At 71.3% G+C, this 13,796-nt stretch carries 12 protein-coding genes; 3 read left to right on the top strand and 9 right to left on the bottom strand.

Annotated elements, in window-relative coordinates; translation table 11 throughout:
• Positions 1-16: 16 nt before the first annotated feature.
• Together REH65_RS15415 and REH65_RS15420 are read right to left on the bottom strand one after the other, a co-directional pair.
• Entirely contained in the window at positions 17-652 is a 636-nt protein-coding gene (locus REH65_RS15415; protein ID WP_406692942.1) for a hypothetical protein, read from the bottom strand.
• A 58-nt stretch (positions 653-710) separates the two neighbouring features.
• Positions 711-1,265 carry a GXWXG domain-containing protein gene (locus REH65_RS15420; protein ID WP_406692943.1) on the bottom strand — a complete coding sequence of 185 codons (555 nt, stop codon included), beginning with the start codon at positions 1,263-1,265 and terminating at the stop codon, positions 711-713.
• A 390-nt stretch (positions 1,266-1,655) separates the two neighbouring features.
• On the opposite strand from REH65_RS15420, the gene REH65_RS15425 reads away from it, so the two are divergent.
• The 3 genes from REH65_RS15425 to REH65_RS15435 all read left to right on the top strand — a co-directional run bounded on the left by REH65_RS15425 (position 1,656) and on the right by REH65_RS15435 (position 5,245).
• Positions 1,656-3,317, top strand: a complete 1,662-nt coding sequence (locus tag REH65_RS15425; protein ID WP_406692944.1) for a DNA repair helicase XPB — start codon at positions 1,656-1,658, stop codon at positions 3,315-3,317.
• A 107-nt stretch (positions 3,318-3,424) separates the two neighbouring features.
• Entirely contained in the window at positions 3,425-4,018 is a 594-nt protein-coding gene (locus REH65_RS15430; protein WP_281456972.1) for a suppressor of fused domain protein, read from the top strand.
• 246 nt (positions 4,019-4,264) lie between these two features.
• The gene (locus tag REH65_RS15435) at positions 4,265-5,245 is read left to right on the top strand and encodes an o-succinylbenzoate synthase (RefSeq protein ID WP_406692945.1); all 981 of its coding nucleotides are present in this window, start codon (positions 4,265-4,267) and stop codon (positions 5,243-5,245) included.
• A 205-nt stretch (positions 5,246-5,450) separates the two neighbouring features.
• On the opposite strand, the gene REH65_RS15440 is transcribed toward REH65_RS15435, so the two are convergent.
• The 7 genes from REH65_RS15440 to REH65_RS15470 form a co-directional block, all read right to left on the bottom strand.
• A complete protein-coding gene (locus tag REH65_RS15440; RefSeq protein ID WP_406693171.1) occupies positions 5,451-6,239 on the bottom strand; it encodes an SRPBCC family protein in 789 nt (262 codons plus the stop codon).
• Positions 6,240-6,459: 220 nt separating this feature from the next.
• Positions 6,460-7,314 (bottom strand): xanthine dehydrogenase family protein subunit M, encoded by an 855-nt coding sequence (locus REH65_RS15445; protein WP_281456975.1) that lies wholly within the window; start codon positions 7,312-7,314, stop codon positions 6,460-6,462.
• Complete coding sequence (locus REH65_RS15450) at positions 7,311-9,740, bottom strand: xanthine dehydrogenase family protein molybdopterin-binding subunit (RefSeq protein WP_406692946.1); 2,430 nt, start codon at positions 9,738-9,740, stop codon at positions 7,311-7,313. Before REH65_RS15450 ends, REH65_RS15445 begins: the two co-directional genes overlap by 4 nt.
• Positions 9,737-10,303 (bottom strand): (2Fe-2S)-binding protein, encoded by a 567-nt coding sequence (locus REH65_RS15455; protein ID WP_281456977.1) that lies wholly within the window; start codon positions 10,301-10,303, stop codon positions 9,737-9,739. The genes REH65_RS15450 and REH65_RS15455 overlap by 4 nt, the downstream gene beginning before the upstream one ends.
• 132 nt (positions 10,304-10,435) lie before the next feature.
• Positions 10,436-11,554 carry an XdhC family protein gene (locus REH65_RS15460; RefSeq protein ID WP_406692947.1) on the bottom strand — a complete coding sequence of 373 codons (1,119 nt, stop codon included), beginning with the start codon at positions 11,552-11,554 and terminating at the stop codon, positions 10,436-10,438.
• A gap of 52 nt (positions 11,555-11,606) precedes the next feature.
• Complete coding sequence (locus REH65_RS15465; protein WP_406692948.1) at positions 11,607-12,749, bottom strand: vWA domain-containing protein; 1,143 nt, start codon at positions 12,747-12,749, stop codon at positions 11,607-11,609.
• Between the two features lie 119 nt (positions 12,750-12,868).
• Complete coding sequence (locus tag REH65_RS15470; protein WP_406693172.1) at positions 12,869-13,735, bottom strand: AAA family ATPase; 867 nt, start codon at positions 13,733-13,735, stop codon at positions 12,869-12,871.
• Positions 13,736-13,796: the final 61 nt, after the last annotated feature.

Here is a 13,796-nt window from a genome sequence, read left to right on the forward strand (position 1 = left end):
TTAGCGGTAAGAAACTCTAAACGCCCCGGACGTCTCCGAAGCAGACGGTTTTCCGGCTGAAGACGTAGTAGCCCTCGTTCTCGTCGCAGGCCGACTCCGGGTCCTGCCCGCCGACGACCCTGGTGACCTGGTCCTCGGCCTTCGAGCACTCCAGCTTCAGCGGCAGGACTCCCTCGTCCTGCTGGAACGGCGTCAGGCAGTCGCCGACCCGGACGTCGAGCACGATGCAGTAGGTGCTGTCGTCGGCGAAGTTGACGTAGTCGTCGCCGCAGCCCGCGAGGTCGCGCCCCTCGCGGACGTCGACGACCTCGTAGTCGGAGTCCGGGGAACCGCAGTCGGCGGAGGCCATGCGACCGCCGCGCTCGTCGTTCAGCGCCATGCAGTCACCGGCCTCGATGCGGTTGCTCGCGGCCACGGCGAGCGTGATCGCGACGGCGCTCCCGAGCAGCAGCACCACCGCGCCGATCACGAGCCCGACGACGAGACCGGTCCGGTTCTTCGGCGGCGGCGGCGGTGGCGGCTGCTGGTTCCCCGCGACCTGCCGCCAGAACGCGTCCGAACCCTGCTGCGGGTACTGGTAGCCCTGCTGCCAGCCACCCGGGTACGGGCCGGACTGCGCGCCGTAGGGGTCCGGTTGCGGTGGGTAGGTCACTGGTCCTCCGTGGTCGAGTTCGCCACGATCAACCTACCCGGCCAGGGAAAACACCTGGTTACGCGGCATCCCGCCGGAGCACGAACAGGAAGGGGGCGTCGAGGCCGCGGAGGTCCATCGCGCACAGCAGCGTGTCGTCGTCGATCTTGCGGAACGGGTCGTGGATCGGCAGCGCGTCGGCAGCCGAGGAGACGCCCCGGTACTCGACCATCCGCAGCCGCGCGCGGGGTTTCGCCGTGGTCATCAGGGGCATGAGCAGCCGGAACAGCTTCGCGACGACCGGGCTGTTGAGCTTGTCGGCGATGCCGAGCATCAGCCCGACCGGCATGAACGCGGGGTTGATGCTCACGACCCGGTCGCCCTTGCCGCGGAACAGCAGCGGCTCGGCGTCCTCGGGACCGCTGAACCGCTTGCCGTACCAGCCGAAGCGCTCCAGCAGCCCGTCGAACGGGTTCCCGGTCGCGATGCCGTTCCCCCGCCACGTCCCGGCCAGCTCCTCGACCCGCACCGGCGGCAGCGAGTCGAACAACTCCAGCACGTCCTCCCGCCGGACCCGGCCGTCCTTCGCGGCCCCGGCCTCCAACTCCCGCAACCGCCCCACGACGTCCACCACGACCCGCACCCTCCTCACCGATCACGACCAAGATCGAAAAACGCTCCCACCCCTCCCCTCCCACGACAATCCCCCAAGCGCCCCAGTCCGCACCCCGGCCTCCCGCCCACCGCTCCGGTCCGCGCTCACGTCACCAGGGGACAGTTCTTCCTCGAATCACCCGTGATCAATGTCCGTTATGTCCGGACAGTTCTCACTAAAACCGTCATCTGGTGACGCACGCGCGCGCCGGGATCAGGCGATGTGGGTCACTTCGCCGGGTTCTGGGGGTCGGACCCGCGGGGAGCAGGTCGGAGCGGGTGGAATACTGGGTCGGGAGTCCGGTTGGTGGCTGCCAACAGCGCTGATCACCTGCGGAAACGCCGCCCGAACCCCGAGGGAGCGCTCACCTTGACCGACGGACCTCTCATCGTCCAGTCCGACAAGACGTTGCTGCTCGAGGTCGATCACGACCTCGCCGACGACGCGCGCACCGCCATCGCACCCTTCGCCGAGCTGGAGCGCGCGCCGGAGCACGTGCACACCTACCGGATCACGCCGCTGGCGCTGTGGAACGCCCGCGCCGCCGGGCACGACGCCGAGCAGGTCGTCGACGGCCTGGTCCGCTACTCCCGCTTCCCCGTCCCGCAGCCGCTGCTGGTCGACATCGTCGAGACCATGGGCCGCTTCGGACGGCTGCAGCTGGTCAACGACCCCGCGCACGGACTCGTGCTCAGCTCCGTCGACCGGGCCGTGCTCGAAGAGGTCCTGCGCAACAAGAAGATCATCCCGATGCTGGGCTCGCGCATCGACGACGACACCGTCGTCGTGCACCCCAGCGAGCGCGGACGCCTCAAGCAGATGCTGCTCAAGGTCGGCTGGCCCGCCGAGGACCTCGCCGGTTACGTCGACGGCGAAGCCCACCCCATCGAGCTGGAGCAGGACGGCTGGAACCTGCGCGACTACCAGCGCCAGGCCGTCCAGTCCTTCTGGGCCGGCGGGTCCGGCGTCGTCGTGCTGCCCTGCGGCGCGGGCAAGACCCTCGTCGGCGCCGCCGCGATGGCCGAGGCCGCCGCGACCACGCTGATCCTGGTCACCAACACCGTCGCGGGCCGCCAGTGGAAGCGCGAGCTGATCGAGCGGACCTCGCTGACCGAGGACGAGATCGGCGAGTACTCCGGCGAGAAGAAGGAGATCCGCCCGGTCACCATCGCCACCTACCAGGTGATCACCCGCCGCTCCAAGGGCGAGTACAAGCACCTGGAGCTGTTCGACTCCCGCGACTGGGGCCTGGTCGTCTACGACGAGGTGCACCTGCTGCCCGCCCCGGTGTTCCGGATGACCGCCGACCTGCAGTCCCGCCGCCGCCTCGGCCTGACCGCCACCCTCGTCCGCGAGGACGGCCGCGAGGGCGACGTGTTCTCGCTGATCGGCCCGAAGCGCTACGACGCGCCGTGGAAGGACATCGAGGCCCAGGGCTGGATCGCGCCGGCCGAGTGCGTCGAGGTGCGGGTGACGCTCACCGACGACGAGCGGCTGCGCTACGCAACCTCCGAGGCCGAGGACCGCTACAAGCTGTGCGCGACCGCGCGCACCAAGGCCCCGGTGGTCAAGGCGATCCTCGACCAGCACCCGGGCGAACCGGCCCTGGTCATCGGCGCCTACCTGGACCAGCTGCACGAGCTCGGCGAGGCGCTGGACGCACCGATCGTGGAGGGCTCGACGAAGAACAAGGAGCGCGAGGAGCTCTTCGACGCGTTCCGGCGCGGCGAGATCAACCGGCTGGTGGTGTCCAAGGTCGCCAACTTCTCGATCGACCTGCCGGAGGCCTCGGTCGCCGTGCAGGTCTCCGGCACCTTCGGCTCCCGGCAGGAGGAGGCGCAGCGGCTCGGCCGCCTGCTGCGTCCCAAGAGCGAGCGCAAGCAGGCGCACTTCTACTCCGTCGTCTCGCGCGACACCCTCGACACCGACTACGCCGCGCACCGGCAGCGGTTCCTCGCCGAGCAGGGCTACGCCTACCGGATCGTGGACGCCGACGACCTGCTCGGCCCGGCCCTCCCTGACGCCGGGTGAGGATCTGCGGACAGTCGTCCTCCAAAAGGGGTCCGCGTGCGGCTGCTTTGCGGCTACCGTTGCGATGAACGAACGCAGCGTCTGAGCTGCAAGACACTGGAGATCGGATGGAAACCGAGCACGAACGACCGGCGATGGGCGGTGCGCACCGCTTCGTCGGACTCGCGGAGAACCTGGAACGCTACGCCGGCACGCCCACCGGCGCCGAGCCGCCGAACGTGCACGGCAGCAACCGCGGCTACGGTCTGGTGTTCTTCTTCCTCGAGGAGCTCCATCTGACGACGGTGATCAGCAGCGGCCTGCGGTTCCAGCCGCTGGGCGCCGAACCGGCGCAGGAGCTGGCCTGCACGGTCTACAAGGAGCAGGCCGAAGCCGCCCGCCACCTCGTGGACCTCACCTCGGAGCTGCTGGTGCAGCAGCGCACCTTCCTGGTGCCGGACCAGATCGTCCCGAACGAGAAACCGCTGCTCCCGGGCACGGAGTTCCACGGCGTCCTCGCCAGCGGCCACCCGATCTTCCCCTCGGAGTTCACCCGCTTCACCGACCCCGAGGGCAACGAGCAGCTCCAGGTCTTCACGCTGCTCCCGGTCACCCTGGGCGAGCTCAACTACATCCTCGACCACGGGGTGACAGCCCTCCGCCAGCAGTGGGCCCGCTTCGAGGTGGACGTCTTCGACCTCGGCCGCCCCAGCATCGCCTGACGCCCTTCACCCCTGGCCCCCGTCTCCGGCTCCGGCGTTCCGGATTGCGCCCGTATTCGGGTCCCCGATTGCGCCCGTATTCGGGTCCCCGATTACGGCCGTATTCCGGTCCCACCCCGGGCCGGGGGTCGGCGGATTGCGGCCGTGTTCGGGTGACGGAATACGGGAGTAATCCGGATCCTGAGACGGACGTGATCGCGTGCCCTCGGGGGCGCGGGTGGCGGTGCGGGCTGAAAGGATTGGGGTATGGCGAGCTTCGATCCTGCGGCGTTGGATGCGGTCCGGGTGTACGCGTTGCCGATGCGGAACCGCTTCCGCGGGATCACCGTGCGGCGCGGGGTGCTGATGTCGGGCCCCGCCGGGTGGGGTGAGTTCTGCCCGTTCGAGGACTACGACGACGCCGGGGCCGTGCCGTGGTTGCGGGCCGCGCTGGAGGCGTGCCACGAGCGCTGGCCCGAGCCGGTGCGGGAGCGGATTCCCGTGAACTGCACCGTTCCCGCCGTGTCAGCGGAGAAGGCGCAGCAGATCGTGGCGGGTTCGGGGTGCCGGACCGCGAAGGTCAAGGTCGCCGATCCGGGGCAGCCCGCCGCGGACGACCTGGAGCGGGTCGCCGCCGTGCGGGACGCGCTCGGGCCGGACGGGGCGATCCGGATCGACGCGAACGCCGCGTGGGACGTCGACACCGCGATCGAGCGCATCCGCGAGCTCGACAAGGCCGCCGGGGGTCTGGAGTACGCCGAGCAGCCGTGCCCGAGCGTCGAGGAGCTGGCCGCGGTGCGGCGCAAGGTCGACGTGCGGATCGCCGCCGACGAGAGCATCCGCCGGGCCGAGGACCCGCTGCGGGTGGCCGTGGCCGGGGCCGCCGACGTGGCGATCATCAAGGCGACCCCGCTGGGCGGGGTCCGCCGGGCGCTGCAGGTCGCGGAGGCCTGCGGGCTGCCGTGCGTGGTGTCCTCGGCGGTGGAGACCAGCGTCGGCCTGTCCGCCCAGCTCGCGCTGGCCGGTGCCCTGCCGGAACTGCCGTTCGCCTGCGGTCTGGGCACGATGGCGCTGCTCGACGGCGACGTCGTGGCCGACTCGCTGCTGCCCGAGCAGGGCTCGATGCCGGTGCCCTCGGCGCCCCCGGAGCCCGACCCGGCGCTGGTCGCGGCCGCCACCCCGCCCGCCGACGTGCAGCGCTGGTGGCTCGACCGCCTCGGCCGGGTCGGAACTCTCCTGGGGGCCTAGGGGGCCGTTGAGGCATGCGGCGGAGCCGCATTCTCTTCCACCACCCCGGCAACTGGCATCGGCGCGGGTTCTGAGCGCCTTCGTGGCGAGCACGCCGGGACGCCGCGTATTCGAATGCTCAAGGAACGGCGCACGGAGTCCACGAAGGCGCTCAGGTTCCGCCACCCGCACCGCTGAGCAGGGTGGTCACGAACCAGTTTCAGGATCAAGCCGCGCGCTTGCGGGCGCGGCGCTTCTTGAAGCGGCGCAGGACGATGAAGGCGACGAGCAGACCGATCGCGGCCGGGGCCACCCGCTTGAGGACCGGCGCTCCGGCGGTGCCCAGCAGGTCGATGGCCTCGTCGTTGGCGGCGGGCTCGGACGCCGAGGCCGCGCTCGAATCGGCCGGGGTGACCCGCCAGCTGGTGTCCTTGCGCGCCGAGGTCGACCCCACCGCGGCACCGGCGGCGGCCGCACCCGCGGCGGCGGCGGTGCCGTTCCCGCTGGAACCGCTGGAGGTCTCGGTGCTCTTCGGCTCCGCGGCGGCAGCCGACTCCTGGGACGCCGGGGCCTCGCGCTCCGACTCCAGCTTCTTGGCGAGGTTGTCGGCGAACTGGTTCAGGATCTTGCCGCCGACCTCGGAGATCAGCCCCCGGCCCAGCTGGGCGGGCTTGCCGGTGACCTTGAGGTCGGTGTCGACGGTGCCGTGGGTGGTCCCGTCCTGCTCGGTCAGGTTCACCACGACCGTCGCGGCCGCCGTGCCCGCGCCGCGCGAGTCCTTGCCGCTGGCGTCGATGACCAGTCGGCGGTTCTTCTCGTCGACGTCCTTGAAGACGCCGGTTCCCTTGTACAGCAGGGTGACCGGGCCGAGCTTGACCTTCACCGATCCGGCGAACTCGTTCCCCTCGGCCTTGGTCAGCGTGGCGCCGGGCATGCACGGAGCGACCGCCTCGGGGTCGGTCATCGCCTTCCACGCCGCATCGATCGGCACCGGAACGCTGAACGTGTGCTGCATCTCCACTGGAAGGTCCTCCTGATTGGCCGTGCTCGGCTCAGGCGCAGAGCCGTCGTTGAGTCTGAAGCTATAACGCAGTCCGCCCACCAGCCTCCCAGGCCGGACGGCGTGCCGGTAGCCCGTTCGGCCCAGCGAGTCGGACCACCCCGTCCACGAGAACGATCGGGGCCTGGCGACGATTCCTCGCAACCGCCGCCAGGCCCGCATCGATCGATCGTGATCAGCCGCCCGCCGCCGCGAGCACGGCGCGACCGGTCAGCACCTCGGCGAGGTGCTCCCGGTAATCGGCGTCGGCGCTGGAATCGCCTGCCGCGCTGGTGCCTTCGGTGGCGTGCCGGGCCGCCTCGCGGATGGCGTCGGAGGTCGCCTGCTTGCCGACCAGCGCCTGCTCCACGCCCATCGCCCGGATGGGGGTGGCGCCCATGTTGGTCAGCGCGATGCGCGCCTCGGCGATCGCACCGCCGGAGACCCGCACCGCGGCGGCGACCCCGACGATCGACCACGCCTGGGCGACCCGGTTGAACTTCTCGTAGTGGGCGTTCCAGCCGGTCCACTTCGGCATCCGCACCTCGACCAGCAGTTCCGTCGGTTCGAGCGCGGTGGTGAAGTAGTCGACGAAGAACTCCGACGCCGGGACGGTCCGGCGGCCGGTGGGCCCGGCGATGACCATCTCGCAGTCCAGCGCCAGCGCCGGGGCCGGCAGGTCACCGGCCGGGTCGGCGTGCGCCAGCGAGCCGCCGAAGGTGCCCCGGTGGCGCACCTGGGGGTCGGCGACGGTGCGGGTGGCCAGCGCGATCAGCTCGGCGTGCTGCTGGATCAGCGGGTCGCGCTGCACCTCGTAGTGGGTGGTCATCGCCCCGATGACGAGCCGGTCGCCGTCCTCGCGGACGCCCCGCATCTCCGGGATGCGGCCGACGTCGACGATCGTGCCGGGATCGGCCATCCGCATCCGCAGCACGGGCAGCAGGCTCTGCCCGCCGCCGAGCACCTTGGCGTCCTCGCCCGCAGCGGCGAGCGCGGCCACCGCCTCCTCGACGGTGGAGGGCGCGGTGTATTCGAACTGTGCCGGGATCACTGGACACCTCCGGGGTTCATCGAGCCGAGTCCGCCGCCCGCCTCGGGCGCGGTCTTCCCGGACGCGCGAGCGCCGGTCATCGCCCGCCACACGCGCTGCGGCGAGCAGGGCATCTCGACGTCGTTGACGCCCATCGGGCGCAGCGCGTCGACGATCGCGTTGACCACCGCCGGGGTCGAGGCGATCGTGCCCGCCTCCCCGACTCCCTTGACGCCCAGGGCGTTCGAGGTCGCGCGGGTCTCGGTGCGGTCGGTGACGAACTCCGGCAGGTCGGCGGCCGAAGGCACCAGGTAGTCGGCCAGGGTTCCCGTGGTGAGCGTGCCGGTCTCGTCGTGGACGGCCTCCTCGTAGAGCGCCTGCGCGATGCCCTGGGCGAGACCGCCGTGCACTTGGCCCTCCACGATCAGCGGGTTGACCACCGCTCCGATGTCGTCCACGCACACGTACTTGCGGATCTTGACCTGCCCGGTCTCGGTGTCCACCTCGGTGGCGCAGAGGTGGGTGCCGTGCGGGAAGGAGAAGTTCTCCGGGTCGAACGTGGCGTCGGAGTCGAGGTTGGGCTCCACCCCGTCGGGCAGGTCGTGCGCGGCGAACACCGCGAGCGCCACCTCGGCCATCCCCACTCCCCGGTCGGTGCCGCGCACGCCGAACTTGCCCGCGGCGAACTCGACGTCCTCCTCGGCGCATTCGAGCATGTGCGCGGCGATCGGCTTGGCCTTGTCGATGACCTTGTCGGCGGCCGCGACGACGGCCATGCCGCCCACGACCAGCGACCGGGACCCGTAGGTGTCCATGCCGCGCGGCGAGACCTGGGTGTCGCCGTGCAGCACCTCGACGTCCTCGAACGGCACGCCGAGCCGGTCGGCCACGATCTGGCTCCACGCCGTCTCGTGCCCCTGGCCGTGCGGGGTGGCTCCGGTGACGACCTCGACCTTGCCGGTGGGCAGCATCCGGATCGACGCGTGCTCCCAGCCGCCCGCGCCGTAGGACAGCGAGCCGAGCACCCGCGAGGGCGCCAGGCCGCACATCTCCGTGAACGTGGAGACGCCGATGCCCAGCTGGACCGGGTCGTTGTCGCGGCGGCGGCGCTCCTGCTCCTCGCGCAGCGAGGTGTAGCCGAACAGCTCCATCGCCTTGTCGGTCGCGGCCTCGTAGTTGCCCGAGTCGTAGGTCAGGCCCGCGACGGTGTCGTACGGGAACTCCTCGTGGGCGATCCAGTTCTTGCGCCGCACCTCCAGCGGTTCCATGCCCAGCTCGGCGGCCAGCTCGTCCATCATCCGCTCGATGCCGAAGGTGGCCTCCGGACGTCCGGCGCCGCGGTAGGCGTCGGTCGGCGTCTTGTTGGTGAACACGTTGGTGCAGCTGAAGTGGTACGCCGGGATCTTGTAGATCGAGTTGAACATCAGCGCGCCCAGGATCGGCACGCCCGGGGTGACCAGGCGCAGGTAGGCACCCATGTCGGCGAGGAGTTCGACCTTGAGCCCGGTGATCCGGCCGTCGCGGGTGGCCGCCATCGACAGCTTCTGGATCTGGTCGCGGCCGTGGTGCGCCGAGACCATCGACTCGGAGCGGGTCTCGGTCCACTTGACCGGGCGGCCGAGCCGCTGGGCCATCAGGAACGCGAGCACCTCCTCCGGCGTGACCTGCAGCTTGCCGCCGAATCCGCCGCCGACGTCGGGGGCGATGACGCGGATCTTGCTCTCCGGCACGCCCAGCGTCATGGCGAGCATGACGCGCAGGATGTGCGGGACCTGGGTGGCCGACCAGACGGTGATCTGCTCGCCGGTCGGGTCGACGACGACCGAGCGCGGCTCCATGAACGCCGGGATCAGCCGCTGCTGCCGGAAGGTCCGCTCGACGCGCACCTCCGCGCTCGCCAGCGCCTGCTCGACGTCGCCGCCGGTGCCGGCCTCGACCGAGTCGAAGGTCCACACGGCGTTGGTGTTGGTGCCCAGGTCCTCGTGGACCAGCGGTGATCCCGGCGCGATCGCGGAGGGCATGTCCAGCACGACCGGCAGGTCCTCGTAGTCGACGTCGATGGCGTCCATCGCGTCGCGGGCCTCGGCGGCGGAGCGGGCGGCGACCATCGCCACCGCCTCACCGGCGAAGCGCACCTCGTCGACGGCCATCGGCGGTGCCTGCGGGGCCTTCATGTCCTCGGTGATCGGCCACGCGCAGGGCAGGCTGCCCTGGAGGTCGGCGATGTCGCGGCCGGTGACGACGGCGACGACGCCCGGGGACTTCTTGGCGGCCTCGGTGTCGATCGCGGTGATCTTGGCGTGCGCCATCGGCGAGCGCAGGATCGCCAGGTGCAGGGTCCCGCTGGGCGCGAGGTTGTCGGTCCAGCGCGTGCGGCCGGTGATCAGCCGCGCGTCCTCCTTGCGCTTGCGGGAACGACCGAGTTCCGGTTCTGCCACAGCGGTCATGACTGGCGACCTCCCGTTGCCTCGGCACCGGTCCGCTCGTCGGCGGGCCTGCGCTGCATGGGCGTGTCGTCGGTGTGCTCGGCCGCGGGCCCGGCGCCGGGTTCCATGCGCTGGGCGGCGTCGCGCACCGCTCGGACGATGTTCTGGTAGCCGGTGCAGCGGCAGAGGTTGCCCTCCATGCCCTCGCGCACGGCCTGCTCGTCGGGTTCGGGCTCCTCCGCCAGCAGGTCCAGGGCCTGCATGATCATCCCGGGCGTGCAGTAGCCGCACTGCAGCGCGTGGTTGTCGTGGAAGGCCTCCTGCAGCGGGTGCAGCTTGCCGTCCTGGGACAGCCCTTCGATGGTGGTGACGTCGGTGCCGTCGGCCTGCACGGCCAGGACGGAACACGACTTGACGCTGTGCCCGTCCATGTGAACGGTGCAGGCGCCGCAGTTGCTGGTGTCGCAACCGATGACGGTGCCGGTCTTGCCGAGCCGCTCGCGCAGGTACTGCACGAGCAGCGTTCTGGGTTCCACTTCGTCGGTGTACTCGGTGCCGTCTACGTTGACGGTGATGCGGGACATGGAGCGGCCTCCTCGCCAGGAGCGCGAGCGTTCGGGAACGCGACTATCCGCCGAGTGACGGATGTCACTCGGCTAGAGGGTCCTACTCCGTCCCGGCGAGAGCAAGAGCACCCGGCGAGGGGCCAAGCGCTCTCAGTCGTGGTGGTGGATCGGACCCTCCACGTCCGAAAGCCTCACACCGCGGCCGCCCCAGCGCAGCGCGATCAGCTCGGCGGCGATGGACACCGCCGTCTCCTCGGGCGTCCTGGCGCCCAGGTCGAGGCCGATCGGCGAGGACACGCGGGCCAGCTCCTCCTCGGTGACGCCCTCCTCGCGGAGCCGCTGCATGCGGTCCTCGTGGGTGCGGCGCGAGCCCATCGCGCCGATGTAGCCGACGTTCTGGCGCAGCGCTTCCTGGAGCACCGGCACGTCGAACTTGGGGTCGTGGGTGAGCACCATGACGGCGGTGCGCTCGTCGAGCCGTCCCTCCTCGGCCTGGCCGGCGAGGTAGCGGTGCGGCCAGTCGACGACCACGTCGTCCACGCCCGGGAAGCGGCTGTTGGTGGCGAACACCGGGCGGGCGTCGCACACCGTGACCCGGTAGCCGAGGAAACCGCCCATCCGGGCCATCGCGGCGGCGAAGTCGATCGCGCCGAAGACCAGCATCCGCGGCGGCGGCTCGAAGGAGTTGACGAACACCCGCATGCCCTCGCCGCGGCGCTGCCCCTCCGGGCCGTACTCGATGACGCCGCTGCGGCCGCTGGCGAGCATGCCGCGCACGTCGTCGACGACGGCGTCGTCGACCCGGCTGGAGCCGAGCGTGCCGCGCACCCGGTCCCGCCAGATCAGCAGGTGGGTGCCGACCTGGGTCCGCTCCGGGTGCTCGATGACGGTGGCCACCGCGACCGGCTCCTCCGCGCGCACCGAAGCGGCGACCTCGTCGAGGTCGGGGAAGGTCTCGCGGTCGATCCGCTCGACGAAGACGTCGAGGATGCCGCCGCAGGTCAGGCCCACCGCGAAGGCGTCGTCGTCGCTGACGCCGTAGCGGCGCAGCACCGGATCCGAGCCCTGCAGGACGGTGGAGCCCTCCTCGTAGACGGCACCCTCCACGCATCCGCCGGACACGCTGCCGACAGCTTCACCCTCCTGGGTGACGAGCATCGAGGCACCCGCAGGGCGGGGCGCGGAGCGGAAGGTGGCCACCACGGTGCCCAGCCCGACGGACTCGCCGGCCTCCCAGCGCTTGGTCAAGTCGTCCAACACGTCACGCACAGCACACCTCCACGGGCCTCACCGGCCCTTCAAGCATCCACCCGGACCGGTGTCAGGCGAAACCGACCGGTACGCCGGGGATCTGCTCCCCGGACTGGGAAAGTCTGCGAACCCATGACCAGATGTCTTCCAGCGACCGCAGGCTGTGACCGGCCACCATTCGGTCAACGTGCGGGAGTGCCGCCACAATTCCGGATTGCACGGGTTGATATCCGTCGTGCCCGGCGTGCGGGTTCGCCCAGATCACGCCCCGGGCCAGGCGGTGCAGCCTGCGCATCTGCTCGGCCAGGTCGGACGCGTCGCCGCGCTCCCAACCGTCGGAGAAGAGCACCACCACGGAGCCGCGCGCCATGCCGCGCTGACCCCACCTGTCCAGGAACACCCGGAGAGTGTCACCCAGTCGTGTGCCCCCGGAGAAGTCGGGGACCGCTCGGGACGCCGCCTGCAGCGCCGACTCCGCGTCGCGCTGGCGCAACTGCCTGCTCACCCGGGTCATCCGGGTCCCGAGCGTGAAGACCTCGGTGCTCGCCGGGGCCCGGCGCACCACGACGTGGGCGAAGCGCAGCAGCGCGTCGGAGTAGGGGCTCATCGAGCCCGAGACGTCGATGAGCAGCACCACCCGGCGCGCCCGGCGCGAGCGGTGCTGGCGGGGCAGGCGCACCGGCTCCCCACCGGAGCGCAGCATCGCCCGCAGCGTCGCCCTCGGGCTCAACGCCCCGCGCTTGCCCGGCTCGCGGCGCAGCGCCGGGCGCGTCGGGGGCTCGGGCCGCAGCATCGCCAGCATCCGGCGGAGGTGCTCGCGCTCGGCGGCGCTGAGCTCGGTGACGTCCCGGTTGCGCAGCACCTCGGCGTCGCTGGCCGCTGCGGCCAGGGGGTTCTCGCCCTCCCCCTCGCCGTCGGCGCCCTCGGCGGTCAGCGCCGCGATCTTGGCCTGCCGGACCACCGGCTGCCCCGGCTGCTCCACGGGCATCGGCTCACCGCTGAACCACGTCGCGAACGCCGCGTCGTACCGCGCGACGTCGTCGGGCTCGGAGCACAGGGTCAACCGCCCGGCCCAGTACACCCCGTCCCGGTCGGTCACCCCGACCTGCTCCACGGCGTCCAGGAAGCTCTGCACCCGGTTCGGCCCCACGGCCATCCCCGAGTGCCGGAGAGCCCGGGCGAACCCCACCAACCCGGTCACGGTCTCCACCATCACCACACCTCCCAACACACCGACCCGACCCGGTCCTCCCGTCGAAAACCCCGGTTTTCGCGCGACGAAAACCGCGGTTTTCGTCGCGCGAATGCAGCGGTTTTTGACGCGGGGTGTCGTCAGGGGGCGGTGAGGACTCCTGCTGAGCGGACTCGGTCCGCGTCTTCCCGGTACTTGAGGACCGCGCCGAGGGTGGTGGCGGCGGTTTCCGTGTCCAGGGAGCCCGCGCCGAGGGCTTGGAGGGCTTGGGTCCAGTCGAGGGCCTCGGCCACGCCCGGGGGTTTGAGGAGTTCCATCTGGCGCATCCGCTGGAGGGCACCGGCGACCTGCTCGGCGAGGCGGACGTCGACGCCGGGGAGGCGCCGGCGCAGGATCGCGACCTCGCGCTCCAGGCCCGGGTGCTCCAGCCAGTGGTAGAGGCAGCGGCGCTTGAGGGCGTCGTGGACCTCGCGGGTGCGGTTGGAGGTGAGGATGACGATCGGCGGCTCGGCAGCGCGCACCTCGCCGTACTCCGGGATGCTCACCGCGTACTCCGAGAGCACCTCCAGCAGGAACGCCTCGAACTCGTCGTCGGCGCGGTCGATCTCGTCGACCAGCAGCACGCACGGCGCTTCCTGCAGTGCCCGCAGCAGCGGCCTCGCCAGCAGGAATCGCGGCGTGTAGAGGGAGGATTCGGCGGCGTCGGCGTCCAGCTCACCGCCGGAGGCCGCCTCCAGGGTGCGCAGGTGCAGCAGCTGCCGGGGGAAGTCCCAGTCGTAGAGCGCCTGGGCGGCGTCGATGCCCTCGTGGCACTGCAGGCGGATCAGGTCCACCCCGAGCGCCGCCGACAGGGCCTGGGCGAGCGCGGTCTTGCCGGTGCCCGGTTCGCCTTCGGTGAGCAGCGGTCGCCGCATCCGCATCGCCAGGAAGGCCGCGGTCGCGATCCCGTCGTCGGGCAGGTAACCGGTTTCGTCCAGCGCCGCCGCGACCTCGGCCGGTGATGTCATCTCGAGAGCGTCAGCCACCCCCCGAGCCTATTCGACCGCACGGCATCACCCCATAGGATGC

The organism is Saccharopolyspora sp. ID03-671, from assembly GCF_045278815.1.
Classification (GTDB): Bacteria; Actinomycetota; Actinomycetes; order Mycobacteriales; family Pseudonocardiaceae; genus Saccharopolyspora; species Saccharopolyspora ipomoeae.